Origin of the sequence: Tsukamurella sp. TY48 (assembly GCF_019656655.1) — a bacterium.
GTDB classification, from domain to species: Bacteria; Actinomycetota; Actinomycetes; order Mycobacteriales; family Mycobacteriaceae; genus Tsukamurella; species Tsukamurella strandjordii.
This window is the reverse complement of the sequence record NZ_BPMV01000002.1, coordinates 599,976-620,294: the sequence shown is the minus strand read 5'-3', so window position 1 is coordinate 620,294 and position 20,319 is coordinate 599,976. Positions and strand designations below refer to the sequence as shown.

The window sequence follows — 20,319 nt, the reverse complement described above, 5'->3', positions numbered from 1 at the left end:
CCGTGGCATCGGCGGGGCTCGCGGCGTGTCGCAGCCGAGGTGCTTGCTTCGAACGGTCGTTCCCCTATAGTCGTGAGTGTTCGACGTGAAAGCGAGCCGATGAGATCGCGCCGAGTGCGGATGCGAAAACTTGTCAGTGGCCCTCTCTAGCGTCCTTGGCAACACACTTCAGACAGCGCCGGCGGATCGTCGGCCCGAAGGACGGAGAGTCTCATGGCACCTGCGGCACCGGATCGTGAAAAGGCGCTGGAGCTGGCGCTCGCTCAGATCGACAAGAACTACGGCAAGGGCTCGGTCATGCGCCTCGGTGACGAGGTCCGCCAGCCCATCTCGGTGATCCCCACCGGTTCCATCGCGCTCGATGTCGCGCTGGGCATCGGCGGCCTCCCGCGGGGTCGCGTCGTGGAGATCTACGGCCCGGAATCCTCGGGTAAGACCACGGTCGCGCTGCACGCGGTCGCCGAGGCGCAGGCCAAGGGCGGTATCGCCGCCTTCATCGATGCCGAGCACGCGCTCGACCCCGATTACGCCGCCAAGCTCGGTGTCGATACCGATGCGCTGCTGGTGTCCCAGCCCGATACCGGTGAGCAGGCGCTCGAGATCGCGGACATGCTGATCCGCTCGGGCGCGCTCGACATCATCGTGATCGACTCGGTGGCCGCGCTGGTCCCCAAGGCCGAGATCGAGGGCGAGATGGGCGACAGCCACGTCGGTCTCCAGGCCCGCCTCATGAGCCAGGCGCTCCGCAAGATGACGGGCGCGATGAACAACTCGGGCACCACCGCCATCTTCATCAACCAGCTGCGCGAGAAGATCGGCGTCATGTTCGGCTCGCCCGAGACCACCACGGGCGGTAAGGCACTGAAGTTCTACGCCTCCGTCCGCTTGGATGTGCGCCGTATCGAGACCCTCAAGGACGGTACGGATGCGGTGGGTAACCGCACCCGCGTTAAGGTGGTCAAGAACAAGGTCTCGCCGCCGTTCAAGCAGGCCGAGTTCGACATCATCTACGGCCAGGGCATCAGCCGCGAGGGCTCCATCATCGATATGGGCGTCAACGAGGGCTTCATCCGCAAGTCGGGCTCTTGGTACACCTACGACGGTGACCAGCTGGGCCAGGGCAAGGAGAACGCCCGCAAGTTCCTGCTGGAGAACCCGGACGTCCGCGACGAGATCGAGAAGCGGATCAAGGAGAAGCTGGGCGTCGGCGCCGACGTCACCGCCGTGGATGCCGACGAGATCGCCCCGGCGCCCGTCGAGTTCTAGCCGCCGTGTCCGATTACTCGGACGATGAGGTCGTCTCGCGCCGTCGGCGTCGTGGGCGCCGGCCCAGTGACGCCGACGGTGCGCCGGAGCGGCAGGTCGAGCAGGATCCGGCCAAGCGGGAGGCGCTCGCCCGCGACGTGATCTATCGCGCCCTCGGCGCCCGCGATCATTCGCGGGGCGAGCTGCGGGCCAAGCTCGCGCGCAAGGGTTTCGACGAGGAACTCACCGAGCGCATGCTCGATAAGTTCACCGCGGCGGGCCTCGTGGACGATGCGGCCTTCGCCCAGCGCTGGGTGGAGTCGCGGCACCGGTTCTCGGGCCGCGGCCGGCGTGCGCTGGCACAGGAGCTGCGCACCAAGGGCATCGGGGAGGCGGAGGCCGCCGCCGCGCTCGACACCGTGAGCCGCGACGCCGAGGCCGAACGCGCCGCCGAATTGGTGGAGCGCAAGCTCGCCCGCGTCGAGATCCCGGACGACCGCACCGAGCGCGACAAGCTGACTCAACGGCTGGTCGGCATGCTGGCCCGGCGCGGCTACCACCCGTCGCTGGCGCTGTCGGTGGTGCTCGACGCGGTCCGCGCCAAGGCGGCCGCCGAATAAGACCAGGGGGAGAACCCCGGCGAAGCGAGGCCCTCGGAGAACACTCCGGGGGCCTCGCTATTTTCCCGGCGAATCGCTACGGTCGAATCATGACTGCCGGAACGGCCTCGGGCCACGCACGGATGGGTGATCCGGCGAACGGTTGACGGCGCGGGCGCCGCCGCGTGGGAACGGAATTCGAACGAATACTCCACTCCCACGAAAGGAAGCCATGCCAGCACGGTTCAATCACACCATCATCTTCGCGGCCGATAGTGCGCAGTCCGCCACGTTCTACCGCGACTACCTCGAAGCCCGGTCCGTCGACTCCTGGGGCGTCTTCACCAATCTCGAGATCGAGGACGGCGTCCTCCTCCAGATCGCCGCGCCGCCGATCGAGATCCAGCCGCAGCACTACGCCTTCCTCGTCGACGACGACCACTTCGATCGTGCCTACGCCCTGCTCACGGACCGCGGTGTCGATCACGCCGCCGATCCGTTCTGGCAGCGGCCCGGCGAGATCAACCACGAGCACGGCGGCCGCGGCGTGTACGTCCGCGATCCCGCGGGGCACGGCATCGAGCTGCTCACCCGCCCGTACCTCTGACGGATGCACGACGAGGCCCCCGGAGCCGGAACTCCGGGGGCCTCGGCGGGGGAGCCTCAGTGGCTGCGGCGCTCGCGCATCTTCCGCTCGACCCAGCGGGCGAGACGGGTGAGGCCGTAGTTGATCACGATCATGATGACCGCCACCACGATCAGCGCCACGAACAGCGAACGGTAGGTGATACCGGCCTGGATACCCTGCCGCACGATCTCGGTGTAGCCGATGATGTAGCCCAGCGCCGAGTCCTTCAGCGCCACCACCATCTGCGAGATCAACGCCGGCAGCATGGCCGTGATCGCCTGCGGCAGCAGGATCAGCCGCATCAGCTGGTTCTTCCGCAGGCCCAGCGCCGAGGCCGCCTCCGACTGCCCCTTCGGGAGCGAGTTGATGCCGGAGCGGATGATCTCGGCGATCACCGAGCCGTTGTACATCGTGAGGCCGAAGACCACCGCCGCGAACGCGAGCTGCGCGGAGGGGAACAGCGATGCCGCCGCGAAGGCGTAGTACGCGAACAGGATCAGGATCAGCACCGGGATCGCGCGGAACAGCTCGACCACGGCACCGCTGAGCCAGCGCACGGCGCGGTGATCCGAGAGGCGGCCCAGGCCGAGCACGGTGCCGAGCACCATGGCGAAGATGATCGAGACCACCGCCGCCAGCAACGTGCCCCACAGGCCCGGGATCAGGTAGGTGGTCCAGAACCGGGAGTCGACGATCATGTCCCACTTGGACCAGGCGAGCTGGCCCTTGTTGTTCATGACCCACAGCACCCACACCGCGAAGGCGATCATCGCGGCGATGAAGCCGACCGCGACGAGCTGGTCCCGGCGCTGCTGCTTGGGGCCGCGTGCATCGAAGAGCACGCTGCCCTTCTGCTTCGGGTTGATCTTCGGGGCCTTCGGCGGCAGATCGTTCACCGGGTTGGGAAGGTCCACGGGGTTCGGCTGGGTCATCGCTTCACCGCCAATCGGTTGGCCAGGTAGGTGAACAGCAGGCCCATCGGCAGCGTGATCGCCACGAACCCGGCGGCGATGATCGCGAAGATGGTGTAGATCGAATCGGGATAGGTCTCCACCGACGACTTCATGAGCAAGGCCGCTTCGGAGACACCGATCACCGACGCGATCGTGCTGTTCTTGGTCAGCGCGATGAGCACGCTGCCCATCGGCGCGGTCACCGCGCGCAGCGCCTGGGGAAGGACGATGGTGCCGAAGACCGTGAAGAAGGGCAGGCCCAGTGCACGCGCCGCCTCGGCCTGACCCACGGGCACGGTGTTGATGCCCGCGCGCAGGGTCTCGCACACGAAGGCCGCGGTGTAGAACGAGAGCCCGAGGATCGCGAGCCGGAAGTTGTTCTCCCGCACGAAGCTGTCGTTCTGGGGTGCCAGCGTGAGGCCGAGCATCATGAACAGGCCCATCCAGCAGAACAGGATGATCAGCGTGAGCGGGGTGTTGCGCACCACGTTGACGTAGAAGTTCGCGAACGAGCGCATGATCGGCACCGGGCCGACCGCCATACCGGCGAGGATCATGCCCCACACCAGGGCGATCACACCCGAGAAGAAGGTGAGCTTGATCGTCATCCAGAACGCGGGCCACAGCAGCGGTCCCATGTAGTCCCACATGGTGGTCACGAGGCACCTCCGCACTTCGTCGAGGGCGCGCTCACGAACGCGAGATCGCCGACCGAGGGCTTGAACTTGTCGAAACCACCCGCACGGTCGATCAGGCGCTGCGTCTCCGCGTCGCCCAGGTTCTTCCGCAGCGCCTTCTCCCAGCTGCCGTCCGCGATCATCGCGTTGATGGCGGTGTTGATGGCGTCCTGCGTCTGCTTCTTGTTCTTGGGAATGCCGATGCCGTAGCGCTCGGTGGAGAAGGGGCTGCCCGCCTTCTTCTGCGAGCCCTTGATGCACTGGTCGGTCAGGTAGGTCATGTCGACCACGCGGAACTCGCCGCCGTACTGCTGATTGAAGCCGGCCAGGATCGACTCATCGGTGGTGAGGGCGTCGATGCTCTTCTGGTGCAGCGCCTCGGTACAGGTGGAGTACGAGTCGAACTCTTGCAGCTGCACACCGGGCAGCTGCGCCTTCACGTTCTGGGCGGAGGTGGAACCGGCGGCCGAGCACAGCTTCTTGCCGTTGTTGAGATCGGCGAGCTGCTGCAGGCTCTGATCGTCCTTGCGCACCAGCAGGCCCTGCCTCACCACGAGGTACGGGCCGGCGAAGTCGACCTTCTTCGAGCGTGCCGCGTTGATCGAGTAGGTCGCGGCGATCATGTCGACCTCGCCGTTGTTGATCAGCGTCTCGCGCTGCGCGGAAGGCGTCTCGCGCCAGCGGATCTTCGGTTCTTTCCAGCCGTTGGTCTTGGCGATCGAATTCACCACGTACGAGCTGACGTCCACGTCGAAGCCGGACATCGACTTGTCGGGATTGCGCAGGCCGAGACCGGGCTGGTCGTACTTCGTGCCCAGGATCACCGACCCCGATTCGATGGACTTGAGCAGATCGCGGGGGCCGGTGCTGCCGCACGCGACCAGACCGCCGACCATGGCGATGCTCGCGATCACGACCGCGAGTAGGCGGGTACTCCTTCGTCTACTCATCATCAGTGGCTCAGGATCTTCGACAGGAAGTCCTTGGCGCGGCTGGACTTCGGCTTGTTGAAGAAGGACTCGGGATCGGTGTCCTCGACGATCGCGCCGTCGGCCATGAACAGGATCCGGTCCGCGGCCTTGCGGGCGAAGCCCATCTCGTGGGTCACCACGACCATCGTCATGCCCTCCTTGGCGAGGGAGACCATCACGTCGAGGACCTCGTTGACCATCTCGGGGTCGAGCGCGGAGGTCGGCTCGTCGAACAGCATGACCTTGGGCTCCATGGCCAGCGCCCGGGCGATGGCCACGCGCTGCTGCTGTCCACCGGAGAGCTGTGCCGGCATCTTGTCGGCCTGGCTGGCGATACCCACGCGGTCCAGCAGTTCCATCCCGCGTTTGCGGGCGTCGGCCGCCGACTTCTTGCGCACCTTGATCGGTGCCAGGGTCACGTTGTCGATGATCGACTTGTGGGAGAACAGGTTGAAGGACTGGAAGACCATGCCCACATCGGCGCGGAGTGCCGCGAGGCCGCGACCCTCCTCGGGGAGCACGGAGCCGTCGATCCGGATGGTGCCGGAGTTGATCGGCTCCAGGCGGTTGATGGTGCGGCACAGGGTCGACTTGCCGGAGCCGGACGGGCCCAGCACGACGACGACCTGCCCCTTCGGCACGGTCAAGTTGATGTCCTTGAGTACGTGAAGATCGCCGAAGTATTTGTCGGCCGACTGGATCTCGATCATCGGGGCCGCGCCGGTGGGCGCGGTCGCTTCGGGAGTGGTCATGGGGAGAGCCTAGGAGTTTCGAGGTTTCATCCGCGTAAAGTTCGTGGTTATTGGTGCGGCGGAGTCGCACTCAGCACGCTCGTGCCGCCGTGACGGGCCGATCCGGACTGTGCGGCATCGCGCTGCGCATCGTCCTCGGCACGCCTAGAGTCGAATCATGGCGAACGACGAGAACCTCTCCGACCTGAACGAGACCGCGGCGCAGGCCCAGGCGGAGGCCGCGCAGGCCGAGGTGGACGCCCGTGCCGCCGTCGGCGCCGATTTCGACTCCGAGTCGGACACGGAGCTGGAGCAGCTCGAATCCGAGGAGTGATCCCGCCGCGGCGGTGAGGCGAATCGAACGATTTGCTCCTGCCGATATCCTGGTGAGGTGATCGAATCCGCCCACCAGAGCCGCACGTATGAGGTCCGTACCTACGGGTGTCAGATGAACGTGCACGACTCCGAGCGCCTGTCGGGCCTGCTCGAGGACGCCGGCTACGTGCGCGCGGACGGCGACGAGCAGGCCGACCTCGTGGTCTTCAACACCTGCGCGGTCCGCGAGAACGCGGACAACAAGCTGTACGGCAACCTCAGCCACCTCGCGCCCGTCAAGCGCGAGCGGCCGGGCATGCAGATCGCCGTCGGCGGGTGCCTGGCCCAGAAGGACCGCGGCACCGTCGTCGACAAGGCGCCGTGGGTCGACGTGGTCTTCGGTACCCACAACATCGGCTCGCTGCCCACCCTGCTGGAGCGGGCGCGGCACAACAGCAAGGCCGAGGTCGAGATCAAGGAGGCGCTGGACGCCTTCCCGTCGACCCTGCCCGCCCGCCGCGAGAGCGCCTACGCCGGCTGGGTCTCCATCTCCGTCGGGTGCAACAACACCTGCACCTTCTGCATCGTCCCCAGCCTGCGTGGCAAGGAGGTCGACCGCCGCCCGGGCGACATCCTGGCCGAGGTGCAGGCCCTCGTCGACCAGGGCGTTTCCGAGGTCACCCTGCTCGGGCAGAACGTCAACGCCTACGGCGTGAACTTCGCCGACCCCGAGATTCCGCGCGACCGGGCCGCCTTCGCCGACCTGCTGCGCGCCTGCGGCCGGATCGAGGGCCTGGAGCGGGTGCGGTTCACCAGCCCGCACCCCGCCGAGTTCACCGACGACGTGATCGACGCGATGGCCGAGACCCCGAACATCTGCCCGCAGCTGCACATGCCGCTGCAGTCCGGCTCCGACAAGGTGCTCAAGGACATGCGGCGCAGCTACCGCAGCACGAAGTTCCTCGGCATCCTCGACAAGGTGCGCGAGCGCATTCCGCACGCCGCGATCACCACCGACATCATCGTCGGCTTCCCGGGGGAGACCGAGGAGGACTTCCAGGCCACCCTCGACGTGGTGGAGAAGGCGCGGTTCAGCTCCGCCTTCACCTTCCAGTACTCGATCCGTCCCGGCACGCCCGCGGCCGACCTGCCCGACCAGCTGCCGAAGAAGGTGGTGCAGGAGCGCTACGACCGGCTCATCGCGCTGCAGGAGCGGATCACACTCGAGGAGAACCAGAAGCAGGTGGGCCGCCGCGTCGAGCTCCTGGTCGCGCTCGGCGAGGGCCGCAAGGACGCCGAGACCAAGCGGATGTCCGGCCGCGCCCGCGACGGCCGGCTCGTGCACTTCGCGGGGCGCGAGGACATCCGCCCCGGTGACGTGGTCGAGGTCGAGATCACCGGCGCCGCGCCGCACCACCTGGTGGCGGACGGCGGCGTTCTCACGCATCGCCGCACCCGCGCGGGCGACAACGTCGAGGCGTCGATCACGCCGGTCACCGCGCCCGTCGGGGTCGGGCTCGGACTGCCGCCGGTGGGGCGTCCCGCCGCGGCCGCGGAGCCCGCATCGACGGGCTGCTCGACCTGCTGACGAGCTCTACGACGACCTGTAGGAGACAACGACCCGCCCGGGGTGGACAATGGAGCCCATGAACGCCGACAGCGAGAACCCGCAGAGCGCCGAAGAGCTCGAGGAACTGCGCACGCAGGTCGAGTCCGTCGAGAAGAAGCTCGCGGGCGAGTTCGAGCCCGGTCCGCGGATCCTCGTGGCCGCCGTGGCGGTGCTCGTCGTCATCGGTTCGCTCGCGCTGCCGCACACCGGCTCGGTCACGGGCCTGCAGATCCTCATGGGTGATGCGCACGCGGACAACAGCTCGCTGGTGATCGTCTCCAAGATCTTCGTGTGGCTCGAGGTGCTGTTCGGCGTGATCGCCTCCGGTGCCGCGGTGCTCACCCGCCGCTGGGTGCTCGCGGTGATCGCCGGCGCCGGCTGCGGCGTGGGATTCGTCTTCGGCCTGCTGTCCGTGTGGTCGCGGCAGACCCCGGGCCTGCACGGCGAGCCGCCGTCGGGCGCGGGCATCGGCCTGCTGCTCGGCTGGTTCGCGATGATCGTGCTCGCGATCGTGTGGATCAAGACCATCTGGGCGCGCACCGCCTTCCAGCGCGCGGCCGAGCAGGAGCGTCGCGACGCCGCCGAGAAGTGGGAGGGCTTCGCCCGCACCAACAACATCGGCGTGCACCGCCCGGTCCAGGCCGAGCGCCCCTCCACCGATCAGCAGTAGCTCAGTCCTCGCGGTAGATCCGTTCCCGCAGGCGTGCGATGAACGCCTCCTCCGCACCCGGGGCGACGGTGCGCGGCGCCTCCGGCTGGGGCGCCTCGGGCGCGGTCACCAGTTCGCCCAGGTAGGTCTCGCCGTGCGGTGCGCGGTCCGCGGCGCATCGCCAGGCCGCGCATCGTCAGGTCCAGGTGTAGCGCCTCGCCGAGCGGGGTCTTCGGGGTATCGAGATTGCCGCCCAGCTTGGCGGCGCGACCGCCGCGGGCGTCGAGCCCGAACTGTTCGGCGATCGCCTCGACCAGCGTCGATTTCCCGGAGCCGTTCTCGCCAACCACGAAGGTCAGGTGAGCGGTGAGCGGCAGTTCCCCACCGGCCATGAGCGGTGCCAACGCGGGCACTGAACGGACCCATGCCGGCAGGCCCCGGCCTCGCTCCGGCGAGACCGAGAGGCTCCGGACGAACACGGCGCGACTAGCGGTTCTCGACCGCGCTCTCGGCGGCGTCGGCCCACTCGCGCCACTGCTGCGCCTGCTCCCGCAGCCGCGTGGCGTCCTTCTTCTTGCCGGCCTTCTCCGCCTTCTCGGCCTGGTCCTCGAACTGCGCGACGCGCTCGCGGAACTGCGCGGCGCGGGCCGTGGCCTCGGGGTCGGTGCGGCGCCACTGACTGTCGTCGGCCGACTTGACCTTCTTCTCCAGCGCCCGGATGCCGGCCTCGAGCGATCCCATCTGCTCGCGGGGGACCTTGCCGATGGCCTCCCACTTGTCCTGCAGCTCGCGCAGTGCGGCCTTCGATCCGCTGAGGTTCTGCGCCGGATCGATCCGCGGCGCGTACTCGTCGAGCAGGGCCTGCTTGGCCTTGCCGTTCTCGGCGAACTCGGCGTCGCGCTCATTGGCGGCGGCGTTGCGGGCCGCGAAGAACTCGTCCTGGATTCCCTTGAACCGGGCCCACAGCGCATCGTCGGTGTCGCGCGGCGCGCGGCCGGCGGCCTTCCACTTCGACAGCAGATCCCGGAACTTCGCGGAGGTCTCACCCCACGTGGTGTCGTTCTTGAGCTTCTCGGCCTCGGCGATGAGCTCTTCCTTGCGGGCCTTGGCTCCGGCCCGCTCGCGGTCGAGCTCGGCGAAGTGGGCGCCGCGCCGCTTGTTGAAGGCGTCGCGTGCCTTGGAGTAGCGCTTCCACAGGGCATCGTCGGTCTTGCGGTCGACGCCCTTGATCGTCTTCCACTCGTCCAGCAGGGCGCGCATCCGGTCGCCCGCGGTCTTCCACTGGGTGGAGTCGGATGCGATCTGCTCGGCCTCGGCGGCGAGGGCCTCCTTGCGGGCGATGGCCTCCGCGCGACCCTTCTCGCGGTCGGCGGTCGCCGTGACGATCGCGGTGTCCGCGCCGGTCAGCAGCGCGCCGACCCGCGCGGCGAGGGAGTCCAGGTCGCCCACGACGGCGGCCGTCGGCAGCCCGTCGGCGATCTGCTGGGCCGCGCTGCGCACCTTCTTCGGATCCCCGGTGCCGCTGGCCAGGCGCTCCTCGAGCACCTCGACCTCGGTGGCCAGCTCGTCGTACTTGCGGCCGAAGTGGGCGAGGCCCTCGGCGGATTCGCCGGCCTGCCAGGAACCGACCGGCCGCTCACCGGCCGAGGAGGTCACGTACACCGTTCCGTCGGGGTCGACGCGGCCGAACTTCGTGGGATCCGATGCGGGGCGTACACGAGCGGCGGGAACCGCCGGGGCGTGCGGGCGAGGCACTGCGGGGCGGGGCCCCGGATGCGGCTTGGGCCCGGGGTGAGGCTTCGGCGCGCTCGGTGCGATCGGGTCGTTCTCGGCCACGGTGGTTTCCCCTTGTCGTCTGCGCCGCGCGTCACGGCTGCCGGTCGTCTGGGCCCACACCCTGTGGACCTGCAGTCCATTGAATCACTCCGTGGCCGGTCCGGCGCGATCGATTAGCGTTCTCGTCGTGCATTCCATTCCGCCCCGCTCCGGGCCCGCCATCGTGATCCCGGGCGCTCCGCTGCTCGTGCCCGAGTTGGTCGGCGTTCCCGGCGATCCCGAGGCCGATCGCCTGCGCGCCGCCGTCGTCGCCGCCGGTACGTGGCTCGGAGCGCGCGCGGCTACCTGGCGGATCATCGGCGCCGAGCCGCTGACCAGCCGCGAGGGTGCCGGGACCTTCGCCGGATACGGTGCCGATGTGCTGGTCACCGGGGCGCCGGGCGCACCGTCGGGCGATGCGGCCCCCGATCCGCGATGGCCGCTGCCGCTCCTCATCGCGGCGTGGCTGCGGGGGCGCACCGCCGCGTCGACACGGATCGTCGGCCCGGACGAGCCCGCGGACGGCACCGTCTTCGTGCTCGACGGTCCGAACACCCTCACCGAGCGCGCGCCCGGCGGTTTCCGCCCGGACGACGCCGAGATCTTCGCCGCCGAATGCGCCGCTGTGTGCGACGGTGCCCCGACCGACGGCCTGGCACCGGAGTGGGCCGCCGCCGCCGAGGCCCTCCGCACCGGAGTCGTGCGCACGCTGTACCGCGACGCGCCCTTCGGCGTGGGCTACCTCGTGGCGACGGGCGGGGCGGGATGACGGTGCGCCCCGTCGCCATCGTCGGTCCCACCGCGACCGGCAAATCGGATCTGGCGCTCGACCTGGCGGAGCGGCTCGACGGCGAGATCATCAACATCGACGCGATGCAGATGTACCGCGGCATGGACATCGGCACCGCGAAGCTCCCCGAAGTCGAGCGTCGCGGCATCGCCCACCATCAGCTCGATGTGCTCGACGTGACCGAGACCGCCACGGTCGCCGCGTATCAGGAGCGGGCTCGCGCCGATGTGGAGGCGCTGCTGGCGGCGGGGAGGACGCCGGTGATCGTGGGCGGCTCGATGATGTATTACCAGGCCCTGCTCGACGAGTGGAGCTTTCCCGCCACCGATCCCCAGGTGCGCAAGCGATTCGAGGACCGGCTCGCCGAGATCGGCCCGCTCGCCTTGCACCGCGAACTCACGGCGCTCGACCCCGCGGCGGGGGCGAAGATCCTCAGCACCGACGGCCGGCGGATCGTGCGGGCGCTCGAGGTCGTCACCATCACGGGGGAGCCCTTCGCGGCCTCGGCGCCCGAGATCGGGCCCGCCCGATGGGACACGGCGATCGTGGCGCTCGACCGCGACACCGACCTGCTCGACGCCAGGATCGACCTGCGGACCCGAGCGATGTTCGACGGTGGCCTCGCGGACGAGGTGCGGGCGCTGGAGGCCGCGGGGCTGCGCGAGGGCGTCACCGCGTCGCGCGCCATCGGCTACGCCCAGGTGCTGGCCGCGTTCGACGGCGAATACGACCTCGATCAGGCCCGCGAGCTCACGTTCATCGGCACCCGCCGGTACGTGCGGCGTCAGCGCTCGTGGTTCCGGCGCGACCCCCGCGTCGTGTGGCTCGACGCCGCGCGGGAGGACCTGCTCGACGCCGCGCTCACCGCCCATCGTTCGGCGCCGTGGCGGCCGTAGACTGACGGCATGGATTTCCTCAAGGGACACGGCACGGAGAACGATTTCGTGATCCTGCCGGACCCCTCGGTCGACATCGATCTCACGCCCGGATTCGTGGCGGCGCTGTGCGACCGCCGCGCGGGTATCGGGGCCGACGGTGTGCTGCGCGTCGCGCGCGCGGGCGACCTGCGGGACGCCGGTGTGCTGGATGCGCTGCCGGCGGGCGTGGGGCGCGAGGACTGGTTCATGGACTACCGCAACTCCGACGGTTCGGTCGCCGAGATGTGCGGCAACGGGGTGCGCGTCTTCGCACACTTCCTGGCGGCCTCGTCGCTGGTACCGGGCTCCGAGTTCGTGGTCGGATCGCGGGCGGGCGCCCGGGCCGTCGTGGTGCACCACGCCGATCCCGAGGCGGCGGAGGTCTCCGTGGCGATGGGGCCGACCACCGTCTTCGGCGCCTCGTCGGCGGGCGTGGACGGCCGCGATCTCGCCGGTATCGCCGTCGACGTGGGCAATCCGCACCTGGCCTGCGTGGTTCCCGGACTCACCCTCGAGGATCTGCGGAATCTCGACGTCAAGACCGCGCCCACCTTCGATCACGGCCTGTTCCCGCACGGCACGAACGTCGAGGTGCTCACCCCGCTCGCCGACGGCGCCGTGCACATGCGGGTGCACGAGCGCGGCTCGGGCGAGACCCGGTCCTGCGGAACGGGCACCGTCGCGGCCGCGGTCGCCGCCCTGCGCGCCGCCGGACTGGAGACGGGCGCGGTGGACGTGCACGTCCCGGGCGGGACGGTCACCGTCACCATCGGGGCGGACGGCGCGACCCTGCGCGGGCCGAGCCGCATCGTGGCCACCGGCACCGTCCGGACCTCCGCCCTGGGGGCCTGACCGCGTTCGCTCGGCGAAAACCTGCGTGACCTCGGACGTGTCCGCGTGCCACACTGGAGGCATATGACAGACACAGATACCTGGGAGCCGATCGATCGGGCGCAGCCCACCGTCGGTGAACTCCAGTTGCAAGAGCGCTCGTCGCTGCGCCGCGTCGCCGGTCTCTCGACCGAGCTCGACGATGTCACCGAGGTCGAATATCGGCAGCTCCGCCTGGAGCAGGTGGTCCTGGTCGGCGTGTGGACCGAGGGCTCCGCGGCGCAGGCGGATTCCTCGCTCGCCGAGCTCAAGGCGCTCGCCGAGACCGCGGGCTCCGAGGTCCTCGAGGGCCTCATCCAGCGCCGCGACCGCCCGGACCCCGCCACCTACATCGGCTCGGGCAAGGCCCACGAGCTGCGCGAGGTGGTGCTCGCCACCGGCGCCGACACCGTGATCTGCGACGGCGAGCTCACTCCCGCACAGCTCAACGCGTTGGAGAAGGTGGTGAAGGTCAAGGTGATCGACCGCACCGCGCTGATCCTCGACATCTTCGCCCAGCACGCCACCTCCCGGGAGGGCAAGGCCCAGGTGAGCCTGGCGCAGATGGAGTACATGCTGCCGCGGCTGCGTGGTTGGGGTGAGGCGCTGTCCCGGCAGGCCGGTGGCCGCGCGGGCAGTAACGGCGGCGTGGGCCTGCGTGGTCCCGGTGAGACGAAGATCGAGACCGACCGCCGGCGCATCCGCGAGCGGATGGCGAAGCTGCGCCGCGAGATCAAGGGCATGAAGCAGGCCCGCGATACCAAGCGCGGGGCCCGCCGCCGCTCCGGAGTGCCCGCCGTGGCCATCGCCGGGTACACCAACGCCGGCAAGTCGAGCCTGCTCAACGCGCTCACCGACGCCGGGGTCCTGGTCCAGAACGCGCTGTTCGCGACGCTCGATCCCACCACCCGGCACGGCACGCTGACCGATGGCCGCGATGTGGTCTTCACCGACACCGTCGGCTTCGTGCGGCACCTGCCCACGCAGCTGGTCGAGGCCTTCCGCTCCACGCTGGAGGAGGTCGTCGACGCCGACCTGCTGGTGCACGTGGTCGACGGCAGCGATCCGATGCCGCAGCGCCAGATCGACGCCGTGCGGCACGTCTTGCGCGATGTCGCGGGGGAGCGTGAGGCGTCGCTTCCGCGGGAACTGTTGGTGATCAACAAGATCGATGCCGCCGATCCGGTGGTGCTCGCCCAGCTGCGGGTGGCGCTGCCCGAGGCGGTGTTCGTCTCGGCGCACACCCGTGAGGGCATCGACGAGCTGTTGGCGCGAATGACGGAGCTGATCACCGCGGGCGATGTGGAGGTCACCGCGCTGGTGCCCTACGAGCGCGGCGATCTGGTGGCGCGGATCCATGCCGAGGGCACGATCCTCACGACCGAGCACGAGGCCGACGGTACGCGCATCACCGCTCGTGTCCCGGGTCCTCTCGCGGGCCTGCTGTCGCAGTTCCCGGGGTAGTCGCGCAGAATCGACGCATGAGTCGAACCCCGTCGGGCCCACCGCTGTCGGCCGGAACGCGTCTTGCGTCCGCGCTCCTGGTCGGGGTGATCGTGACCGGTGCCGTCGGGTTCCTGGTGGATCCGACACTGGGTGTGCTGGCCGGGATCGGGGCGGCGGCCGCGGCCTTCGTCATCACCGGGTGGATGGTGCTGTGGCCGCTCGACGCCGACTCGACACGGGCGACGGTGCAGCGGGAGGACTTCCGGCCCAAGGTCACCGAGCTCGTGGTGGCGGTGATCGCCCTGAGCGGCCTGGTCGCGATCGTGACACTGCTGGTGGCGGGCGAATCCGAGAACAAGGACGCCGCCGCTGCGGCGGCGCTGATCGCCGCGTTCTCGGTGTGGGCGGCGCTGCACCTGACCTACGCCACGCAGTACGCCGACCTGTTCTACGGCGACCGCGGCGACACCCCCGGAGGCATCGACTTCAACAGCGACGATCCGCCGGCCTACCGGGACTTCTTCTACTTCAGCTACAACCTCGGCATGACCTACCAGGTGTCCGACACCTCGGTCTCGTCGCGGGAGATCCGCAGCGTGGTGCTGCGGCACTGCCTGCTGTCGTACGTCTTCGGCACCCTGATCCTGGCGACGGCGATCAATCTCGTGGTCGGGATCGTCTCGGGCTAGGTCAGCGGTCCGCCGAGGTCTCGGCGCCCAGGAGGAGCAGTTCCACCATCGGTGTCGCCTTCCCGGGCTGGGGCTCGGTGCCGATGATCATGTCCGACCACAGAAACGATTCCGCGAGCCGCACGATCGCGTAGGCGAGATCGTCGGCGGACACCCCGTGCACGCCCTCCGCGTGCGGCACGCCGATCTCGGTGAGCCAGTCCCGCACCCATCCGATCAGCCGGGCCTGCACCACGCTGCCGCCGGACTGCAGCACCCGCATCGCGAACTCGGGCTCGTCGGCCGCGAACCGGGCGAGCGGGGGATAGCTGCGCACCTCGTGCGCGAGCCGATCGAAGGCGCGCAGGAAGGCAGCACGGTCGCGCACCGGCTCGTCGGCCTCCACGCGCACGATGGCCTGCGCGATGCCCGACCAGATCGCTTCCCCCACGACGTGTTCGCGGCTTCCGAACCAGCGGTACACCGTGGCACGGCCCACCCCCTGTGCCGAGGCGAGCTGGCCGATGTCCACCCGGCGGCCGTCGCGGAACCACTCGGCCGCGCACTGGATCAGGGCGAGCTGGTTGGCAGATCGGTCAGGATGAGACATAATCCTATTTTGTCTCGCCCGTTGGCGGGTGTCAAAAGTTCATCTGAGGAGAATCCTGCATGGATGTGAAGTTCACAGCGGAGGAGGAGGCGTTCCGGGACGACGTGCGCGCGTTCCTGGACACGCATCTCACCGCAGACCTGCGCGCGGCCGGCGATCTGGCCACCAGCGTCTACTCCGACCACGAGGCCAGTCTGCAGTGGCAGGCGATCCTGCACGAGCGCGGCTGGGCCGCGCCGGCGTGGCCGGTGGAGTACGGCGGCCAGGACTGGACGGTGGCGCAGCACTACCTCTTCTCGCGTGAATCCGTGCTGGCCGGGGCGCCCTTCCTCTCGCCGATGGGGATCCGGATGGTGGCGCACGCCATCATCAAGTTCGGCACCGAGGAGCAGAAGAAGTTCTTCCTCCCCGGCATCCTCGACGCCTCGGTGTTCTTCTGCCAGGGCTACTCCGAGCCCGAATCGGGATCCGATCTCGCGTCGCTGTCGATGCGCGCCGAGTCCGACGGCGACGACTTCCTGCTGAGCGGTTCGAAGATCTGGACCACCCACGCCCGCGAGGCGAACTGGATGTTCGCCCTGGTGCGCACCTCCAAGCAGGAGCGCAAACAGCAGGGGATCACGTTCATCCTCCTCGATATGACGGTGCCCGGCATCGAGATCCAGCCGCTGGTCATGGCCTCCGGTGAGGAGGTGCAGAACGTGGTCTTCTTCGACAAGGTGAGGGTGCCGAAGGCGAACGTACTGGGCGAGATCGACGAGGGCTGGACGGTGGCTAAGTACCTCCTCGAATTCGAACGCGGCGGCGGTGCCTCCGCCCCGTGGTTGGAGGTCTCACTCGACCGCCTCGCCGAACAGGCGAAGACGGTGCCCGGCCGCGCCGGAAAGCCGCTGGCGGAGGATCCCGACTTCGAGCTCGGTCTCGCCGAGCTGCGTGCGCGGGTCGATGTGCTGGAGATCCTCGAACACCGCTCGCTGGCGGTGCTCTCGGCGGGCGGCAATCCCGGGCCCGCGTCGTCGATGCTGAAGATCCTCGGCACCGAGATCAGTCAGGCGATCACCGAGTTCATCCACAAGAGCGCGGGACCGCGCGGCCGGGTGTACCAGCCGCACGTGACCCGGCCCGGTGGACCGGTGGTGGAGTACATCCCGCCGGCCGACGGCGCGCACAGCGGCGACCTCTGGCAGGCTGTCGCACCGCTGCGCTACTTCAACGATCGCGCCGGCTCGATCTACGCCGGCTCCAACGAGATTCAACGGAACATCCTGGCGAAAGCGGCATTGGGGCTGTAAATGGACTTCACACTGACCGACGAACAGACATTGCTGCGCGACTCCGTGACCGCGTACCTCTCGGGCCGGTACCCGCTGCTCGAATCGCGGCAGGCGGCGCGCTCGGCCACCGGTTGGCAGCCGGACGTGTGGCGGGCCTTCGCCACCGAACTGGGCATTCTCGCCGCGACCCTGCCCGAGTCCGTGGGCGGCCTCGGCGGTGGCCCGGAGGAGATGATGGTGATCAGCGAGGCGCTCGGCGGCTCCCTGGTGGTCGAGCCCTACATCGGCACCGCGGTGGTGGGTGGCTCCCTGCTCACCGGCGCCGGTGGCACCGCCGCCGATGCGGTGGCGGAACGGATCGCCGAGGGGGAGGCCCGGATCGCCTTCGCGCTCACCGAGCCCGATTCCGGCCGCGAGCCCTGGGACGTCCAGCTCACCGCGACGGCGCAGGGCGACGGCTACGTGCTCTCCGGCGCCAAGATCGTGGTGGCCGACCTTCCGCTGGCCACCCACCTCATCGTCGCCGCGCGCACCACGGGGGAGCGGCTCGACCGGGAGGGCCTGTCACTGTTCCTGCTGGAGTTCGATCCGCAGGCTCCGCCCGCCGGCATCACCGCCCAGTACTTCCGGACCATCGACGATCACCACACGGGTGATCTGACCTTCACCGATGTGGTGGTTCCGGCGTCCGCGCTGCTCGGTACCCCGGGGCGGGCCTGGCCGGTGATCGAACGCGCCCTCGACGACGGTGCCGCGGCGGTGTGCGCCGAAGCCGTGGGAATCATGCGCCGCGTGGTGGCGGACACCGTGGAGTACGCCAAGCAGCGCAAGCAGTTCGGTGTCCCGATCGGCTCCTTCCAGGCCTTGCAGCATCGCATGGTGGACATGTCACTGGAGCTGGAGCAGGCGGTGGCGGCCACCTACCTCGCCGTACTGAACCTGGACGGTACCGAGCAGCGACGGCGCCGCGGCGTCTCGGCGGCGAAGGTCACCATCGCCCGCGCGGCCCGATTCATCGGCCAGAACGCCGTGCAGCTGCACGGCGGCATGGGCCTGACGGAGGAACTGGCCATCGGCCACTACTTCAAGCGCCTCACCGCGATCGAGACCGAATTCGGATCCGCCACCGATCATCTGCACCGGTACGCGGAGGCCACCCGCTGAGATCGACTGGACGACGAGGCCCCCGCCGGGATTCCGGCGGGGGCCTCGTCGTACGGGCGGGGGCGGTCAGATCCTGCGCATCACGGTGACGACCTTGCCCAGCACCACGGCGTCGTTGCCGTGGATCGGATCGAACGCGGGGTTGTGCGGCATGAGCCAGACGTCCTTGCCGGTGCGACGGAAGGTCTTCACGGTGGCCTCCCCGTCGAGCATCGCGGCCACGATGTCGCCGTTGTCGGCCACGGACTGCTGCCGTACCACCACCCAGTCGCCATCGCAGATGGCCGCGTCGACCATGGACTCGCCGACCACCTTGAGCAGGAACAGCGATCCCTCGCCGACCAGCTCGCGGGGAAGCGGGAAGATCTCCTCCACGGCCTCCTCCGCCAGGATCGGGCCGCCGGCGGCGATGCGCCCCAGGACCGGCACGAAGGCCGGCTCCGGCATGCGCTCCTCGTCCTCCATGACCCGCTGAATCACCTGTGCCGTGCGCTCTTCGGCGCCCTGCACGTTCACCGCGCGCGGGCGGTTCGGATCACGATGGAGGAAGCCGAGGCGTTCGAGCGTCCGCAGCTGATGCGCCACCGACGAGGTGGAGGTGAGGCCCACCTCGTCGCCGATCTCGCGGATGCTGGGCGGGTAGCCGCGGTCGCGGACCGACTTGCGGATCACCTCCAGCACCTGCTTCTGGCGACGCGTCAAGTGATCCTCGGACACGTTGCCCTGTGCGTCGCGGAAGCGCTTGTCGCGGTGTTGAATCTGCCGGTCCTCTGTCATCGTCTCGTTCCTCACGCCCGTCGCTGTTGACACCACTGTAGTCCAGTTCGACCGGCTCGACAAACATTTGTTCGAGAATTTCGGCGGCGTGTCTTCCCATCGATCATCGGCTGTGATAGAAATCGAACAGAGGTTCTTTCGAACGTTTGCACGCATTCTGGTGTGACTGGTGGGGCTGGATTGAAAACTTGTCAGTCCCCCTCGGTAGACCAGTGAGTGAGCAGACGCCAGTCAGTCGCCAACAGAGGAGTAATCATGACCGCGATCATCGATCGGGAGATCATCGAGGCAGGCCGCAGCGCATCGGAGCGCCCCGGGTTGGTGGGCCACGGTACGGCCGCGAGTCCGCGCCGTCGCGGTGCCGCGCAGTCGCGCGGTGTCTCCCCGCGCCTCGCGCGCAGTCGCTCGTCCGAGGCCGTGGCTGACTCGACCACCGTGTCGAACGCGCCGCGTTCGGTGGATGTTCGAACGGAGCCGGAGGCGCCGTCGGCGATCCGCGTCGTGGGTGCCCGCGGCGCCGGAAATCGCTCCATCGAACGCGTTCGCGTGCGTCGGGCGCCGTCGCGCCGCCGCGGCTACTCGCAGGCCGACGGCTGCGCCCGGCGCACCGCCCGTCCCACCGTGCTGGCCTGCCTGCTGGCCGCGGCGGGCACCTTCGTCGGTGTCCTGCTGCTGTTCGGCGGCACCACCGCGGCGCCGGAGGCCGCGCCCGTCGCAACGGGCACCCCCGCGGTCACCTCGATCGTCACGGTCCGCTCGGGGCAGACGCTCGAGCAGATCGCCCGGGAGATCGCGCCCGAGCGCCCGGCCGCCTCCGTGGTCGCCGAGGTCTCCCGGATCAACGGCATCACCGACGGCCGGGTCCGGGCCGGGCAGACCCTCGTGACCCCGCGCTACTGACCACCGAAACTGCCCGGAACCACCACTTTTCCCTCGAAAGGCGAGAGATGACCACCATCACGGCGATGCCCGGATCCGAGCGAAGCGCGCGGGTGGTGCACCTCGACAACGTGGTGCGCGTGCCCCGGCGAGTATCCTCGAAGGCAACAACGCGGGGTGTGCCCGTGGTCGAGGCCACGGTGCTGCAATTGCCCCAGCGGTATGCCGATGTCTGGGCCGAGGGTGGTGAACCGATGCATTGTCCGTTCTGCAAGAACGAGGACACCCGCGTGGTGGACTCGCGCGTCTTCGACGACGGGCAGGGCATCCGCCGCCGCCGCTCCTGCAACGAGTGCGGCCGCCGTTTCACCACCGTGGAGAGCGCTGTGCTGGCCGTGGTCAAGCGCAACGGCGTCACCGAGCCCTTCAGCCGCGAGAAGGTCATGAAGGGCGTGCGCCGCGCCTGCCAGGGCCGTGCCGTCGCGGAAGACGATCTGCAGAAACTGGCGCAGCAGGTGGAGGACGCCGTCCGCGCCTCGGGCGTCGCCGAGGTGCCCTCCAATGAGGTCGGTCTGGCCATCCTGGGCCCCCTGCGCGACCTCGACGAGGTGGCCTATCTCCGGTTCGCCTCGGTGTACCAGGGCTTCACCTCGATCGATGACTTCGAGAGCGCCATCCGCGATCTGCGCACCCGCGCCGCGGCCGGGCCCACCGACGCCGCCTGACGGTCCG

Annotated in this window: 23 protein-coding genes; 15 read left to right on the top strand and 8 right to left on the bottom strand. The window is 69.2% G+C overall.

Going from position 1 to position 20,319, the window contains the following annotated elements; all coding sequences use genetic code 11:
* Positions 1-213: 213 nt before the first annotated feature.
* The 3 genes from recA to TTY48_RS18800 all read left to right on the top strand — a co-directional run bounded on the left by recA (position 214) and on the right by TTY48_RS18800 (position 2,451).
* On the top strand, positions 214-1,266 hold the full coding sequence (gene recA, locus TTY48_RS18810; protein WP_220659161.1) for a recombinase RecA: 1,053 nt from the start codon (positions 214-216) through the stop codon (positions 1,264-1,266).
* Positions 1,267-1,271: 5 nt separating this feature from the next.
* On the top strand, positions 1,272-1,865 hold the full coding sequence (locus tag TTY48_RS18805; protein ID WP_220659160.1) for a regulatory protein RecX: 594 nt from the start codon (positions 1,272-1,274) through the stop codon (positions 1,863-1,865).
* 211 nt (positions 1,866-2,076) lie between these two features.
* Entirely contained in the window at positions 2,077-2,451 is a 375-nt protein-coding gene (locus TTY48_RS18800) for a VOC family protein (protein ID WP_220659159.1), read from the top strand.
* A gap of 56 nt (positions 2,452-2,507) precedes the next feature.
* Here TTY48_RS18800 and TTY48_RS18795 read toward each other — a convergent pair whose 3' ends face one another.
* Genes TTY48_RS18795 through TTY48_RS18780 form a run of 4 tightly spaced genes read right to left on the bottom strand, consistent with a single transcriptional unit; the run spans position 2,508 to position 5,783 of the window.
* Positions 2,508-3,404: an amino acid ABC transporter permease gene (locus TTY48_RS18795; RefSeq protein ID WP_220659158.1), complete on the bottom strand. Its 897-nt coding sequence runs from the start codon at positions 3,402-3,404 to the stop codon at positions 2,508-2,510.
* Entirely contained in the window at positions 3,401-4,084 is a 684-nt protein-coding gene (locus TTY48_RS18790) for an amino acid ABC transporter permease (protein ID WP_220659157.1), read from the bottom strand. Before TTY48_RS18790 ends, TTY48_RS18795 begins: the two co-directional genes overlap by 4 nt.
* Positions 4,081-5,052 (bottom strand): glutamate ABC transporter substrate-binding protein, encoded by a 972-nt coding sequence (locus tag TTY48_RS18785; RefSeq protein WP_220659156.1) that lies wholly within the window; start codon positions 5,050-5,052, stop codon positions 4,081-4,083. Before TTY48_RS18785 ends, TTY48_RS18790 begins: the two co-directional genes overlap by 4 nt.
* Positions 5,053-5,054: 2 nt before the next feature.
* Positions 5,055-5,783, bottom strand: coding sequence for an amino acid ABC transporter ATP-binding protein (locus TTY48_RS18780; RefSeq protein ID WP_220659627.1), 729 nt, complete (start codon positions 5,781-5,783; stop codon positions 5,055-5,057).
* 199 nt (positions 5,784-5,982) lie between these two features.
* On the opposite strand from TTY48_RS18780, the gene TTY48_RS18775 reads away from it, so the two are divergent.
* From TTY48_RS18775 to TTY48_RS18765, 3 genes are read left to right on the top strand one after another with little or no spacing between them, the layout of a single operon-like run.
* The gene (locus TTY48_RS18775; RefSeq protein ID WP_220659155.1) at positions 5,983-6,138 is read left to right on the top strand and encodes a hypothetical protein; all 156 of its coding nucleotides are present in this window, start codon (positions 5,983-5,985) and stop codon (positions 6,136-6,138) included.
* Positions 6,139-6,195: 57 nt separating this feature from the next.
* Positions 6,196-7,707: a tRNA (N6-isopentenyl adenosine(37)-C2)-methylthiotransferase MiaB gene (gene miaB, locus TTY48_RS18770; protein ID WP_374758727.1), complete on the top strand. Its 1,512-nt coding sequence runs from the start codon at positions 6,196-6,198 to the stop codon at positions 7,705-7,707.
* Between the two features lie 58 nt (positions 7,708-7,765).
* Entirely contained in the window at positions 7,766-8,398 is a 633-nt protein-coding gene (locus TTY48_RS18765; protein ID WP_220659154.1) for a hypothetical protein, read from the top strand.
* Here TTY48_RS18765 and TTY48_RS18760 read toward each other — a convergent pair.
* Together TTY48_RS18760 and TTY48_RS18755 are read right to left on the bottom strand one after the other, a co-directional pair.
* Positions 8,389-8,790: an ATP-binding protein gene (locus TTY48_RS18760; RefSeq protein WP_220659153.1), complete on the bottom strand. Its 402-nt coding sequence runs from the start codon at positions 8,788-8,790 to the stop codon at positions 8,389-8,391. The two genes, TTY48_RS18765 and TTY48_RS18760, sit on opposite strands and share 10 nt — an antisense overlap.
* A 73-nt stretch (positions 8,791-8,863) precedes the next feature.
* A complete protein-coding gene (locus TTY48_RS18755) occupies positions 8,864-10,213 on the bottom strand; it encodes a DUF349 domain-containing protein (RefSeq protein ID WP_220659152.1) in 1,350 nt (449 codons plus the stop codon).
* A 127-nt stretch (positions 10,214-10,340) separates the two neighbouring features.
* Here TTY48_RS18755 and TTY48_RS18750 point away from each other — a divergent pair, with 127 nt between their 5' ends.
* The 5 genes from TTY48_RS18750 (at position 10,341) to TTY48_RS18730 (ending at position 14,904) form a co-directional block, all read left to right on the top strand.
* Positions 10,341-10,961 (top strand): hypothetical protein, encoded by a 621-nt coding sequence (locus TTY48_RS18750; RefSeq protein WP_255585823.1) that lies wholly within the window; start codon positions 10,341-10,343, stop codon positions 10,959-10,961.
* A complete protein-coding gene (gene miaA, locus TTY48_RS18745; protein WP_220659151.1) occupies positions 10,958-11,878 on the top strand; it encodes a tRNA (adenosine(37)-N6)-dimethylallyltransferase MiaA in 921 nt (306 codons plus the stop codon). The genes TTY48_RS18750 and miaA overlap by 4 nt, the downstream gene beginning before the upstream one ends.
* Before the next feature lie 9 nt (positions 11,879-11,887).
* Complete coding sequence (gene dapF, locus TTY48_RS18740) at positions 11,888-12,751, top strand: diaminopimelate epimerase (RefSeq protein WP_220659150.1); 864 nt, start codon at positions 11,888-11,890, stop codon at positions 12,749-12,751.
* A gap of 63 nt (positions 12,752-12,814) precedes the next feature.
* Positions 12,815-14,233, top strand: coding sequence for a GTPase HflX (gene hflX, locus TTY48_RS18735; RefSeq protein ID WP_220659149.1), 1,419 nt, complete (start codon positions 12,815-12,817; stop codon positions 14,231-14,233).
* 17 nt (positions 14,234-14,250) lie between these two features.
* Complete coding sequence (locus TTY48_RS18730) at positions 14,251-14,904, top strand: DUF1345 domain-containing protein (protein ID WP_220659148.1); 654 nt, start codon at positions 14,251-14,253, stop codon at positions 14,902-14,904.
* A gap of 1 nt (position 14,905) precedes the next feature.
* On the opposite strand, the gene TTY48_RS18725 is transcribed toward TTY48_RS18730, so the two are convergent.
* On the bottom strand, positions 14,906-15,493 hold the full coding sequence (locus TTY48_RS18725; RefSeq protein WP_220659147.1) for a QsdR family transcriptional regulator: 588 nt from the start codon (positions 15,491-15,493) through the stop codon (positions 14,906-14,908).
* A gap of 59 nt (positions 15,494-15,552) precedes the next feature.
* On the opposite strand from TTY48_RS18725, the gene TTY48_RS18720 reads away from it, so the two are divergent.
* Both TTY48_RS18720 and TTY48_RS18715 read left to right on the top strand, forming a co-directional pair.
* On the top strand, positions 15,553-16,785 hold the full coding sequence (locus TTY48_RS18720; RefSeq protein ID WP_220659146.1) for an acyl-CoA dehydrogenase family protein: 1,233 nt from the start codon (positions 15,553-15,555) through the stop codon (positions 16,783-16,785).
* Positions 16,786-17,931, top strand: coding sequence for an acyl-CoA dehydrogenase family protein (locus tag TTY48_RS18715; protein WP_220659145.1), 1,146 nt, complete (start codon positions 16,786-16,788; stop codon positions 17,929-17,931).
* A 66-nt stretch (positions 17,932-17,997) separates the two neighbouring features.
* On the opposite strand, the gene lexA is transcribed toward TTY48_RS18715, so the two are convergent.
* On the bottom strand, positions 17,998-18,708 hold the full coding sequence (lexA, locus tag TTY48_RS18710; RefSeq protein ID WP_255585822.1) for a transcriptional repressor LexA: 711 nt from the start codon (positions 18,706-18,708) through the stop codon (positions 17,998-18,000).
* Between the two features lie 255 nt (positions 18,709-18,963).
* On the opposite strand from lexA, the gene TTY48_RS18705 reads away from it, so the two are divergent.
* Both TTY48_RS18705 and nrdR read left to right on the top strand, forming a co-directional pair.
* Positions 18,964-19,608: a LysM peptidoglycan-binding domain-containing protein gene (locus TTY48_RS18705; RefSeq protein WP_220659144.1), complete on the top strand. Its 645-nt coding sequence runs from the start codon at positions 18,964-18,966 to the stop codon at positions 19,606-19,608.
* 233 nt (positions 19,609-19,841) lie between these two features.
* Positions 19,842-20,312 (top strand): transcriptional regulator NrdR, encoded by a 471-nt coding sequence (gene nrdR, locus TTY48_RS18700; RefSeq protein ID WP_220659623.1) that lies wholly within the window; start codon positions 19,842-19,844, stop codon positions 20,310-20,312.
* Positions 20,313-20,319 lie beyond the last annotated feature (7 nt).

Coding starts and splice junctions, on each gene's coding strand:
- TTY48_RS18725 (WP_220659147.1), bottom strand. CDS start 15,493: ATGTCTCATCCTGACCGATCTGCCAACCAGCTCGCCCTGATCCAGTGC.
- TTY48_RS18730 (WP_220659148.1), top strand. CDS start 14,251: ATGAGTCGAACCCCGTCGGGCCCACCGCTGTCGGCCGGAACGCGTCTT.
- miaA (WP_220659151.1), top strand. CDS start 10,958: ATGACGGTGCGCCCCGTCGCCATCGTCGGTCCCACCGCGACCGGCAAA.
- TTY48_RS18765 (WP_220659154.1), top strand. CDS start 7,766: ATGAACGCCGACAGCGAGAACCCGCAGAGCGCCGAAGAGCTCGAGGAA.
- TTY48_RS18775 (WP_220659155.1), top strand. CDS start 5,983: ATGGCGAACGACGAGAACCTCTCCGACCTGAACGAGACCGCGGCGCAG.
- dapF (WP_220659150.1), top strand. CDS start 11,888: ATGGATTTCCTCAAGGGACACGGCACGGAGAACGATTTCGTGATCCTG.
- lexA (WP_255585822.1), bottom strand. CDS start 18,708: ATGACAGAGGACCGGCAGATTCAACACCGCGACAAGCGCTTCCGCGAC.
- TTY48_RS18720 (WP_220659146.1), top strand. CDS start 15,553: ATGGATGTGAAGTTCACAGCGGAGGAGGAGGCGTTCCGGGACGACGTG.
- TTY48_RS18785 (WP_220659156.1), bottom strand. CDS start 5,052: ATGAGTAGACGAAGGAGTACCCGCCTACTCGCGGTCGTGATCGCGAGC.
- recA (WP_220659161.1), top strand. CDS start 214: ATGGCACCTGCGGCACCGGATCGTGAAAAGGCGCTGGAGCTGGCGCTC.
- hflX (WP_220659149.1), top strand. CDS start 12,815: ATGACAGACACAGATACCTGGGAGCCGATCGATCGGGCGCAGCCCACC.
- TTY48_RS18795 (WP_220659158.1), bottom strand. CDS start 3,404: ATGACCCAGCCGAACCCCGTGGACCTTCCCAACCCGGTGAACGATCTG.
- TTY48_RS18780 (WP_220659627.1), bottom strand. CDS start 5,783: ATGATCGAGATCCAGTCGGCCGACAAATACTTCGGCGATCTTCACGTA.
- TTY48_RS18715 (WP_220659145.1), top strand. CDS start 16,786: ATGGACTTCACACTGACCGACGAACAGACATTGCTGCGCGACTCCGTG.
- TTY48_RS18800 (WP_220659159.1), top strand. CDS start 2,077: ATGCCAGCACGGTTCAATCACACCATCATCTTCGCGGCCGATAGTGCG.
- nrdR (WP_220659623.1), top strand. CDS start 19,842: ATGCATTGTCCGTTCTGCAAGAACGAGGACACCCGCGTGGTGGACTCG.
- TTY48_RS18705 (WP_220659144.1), top strand. CDS start 18,964: ATGACCGCGATCATCGATCGGGAGATCATCGAGGCAGGCCGCAGCGCA.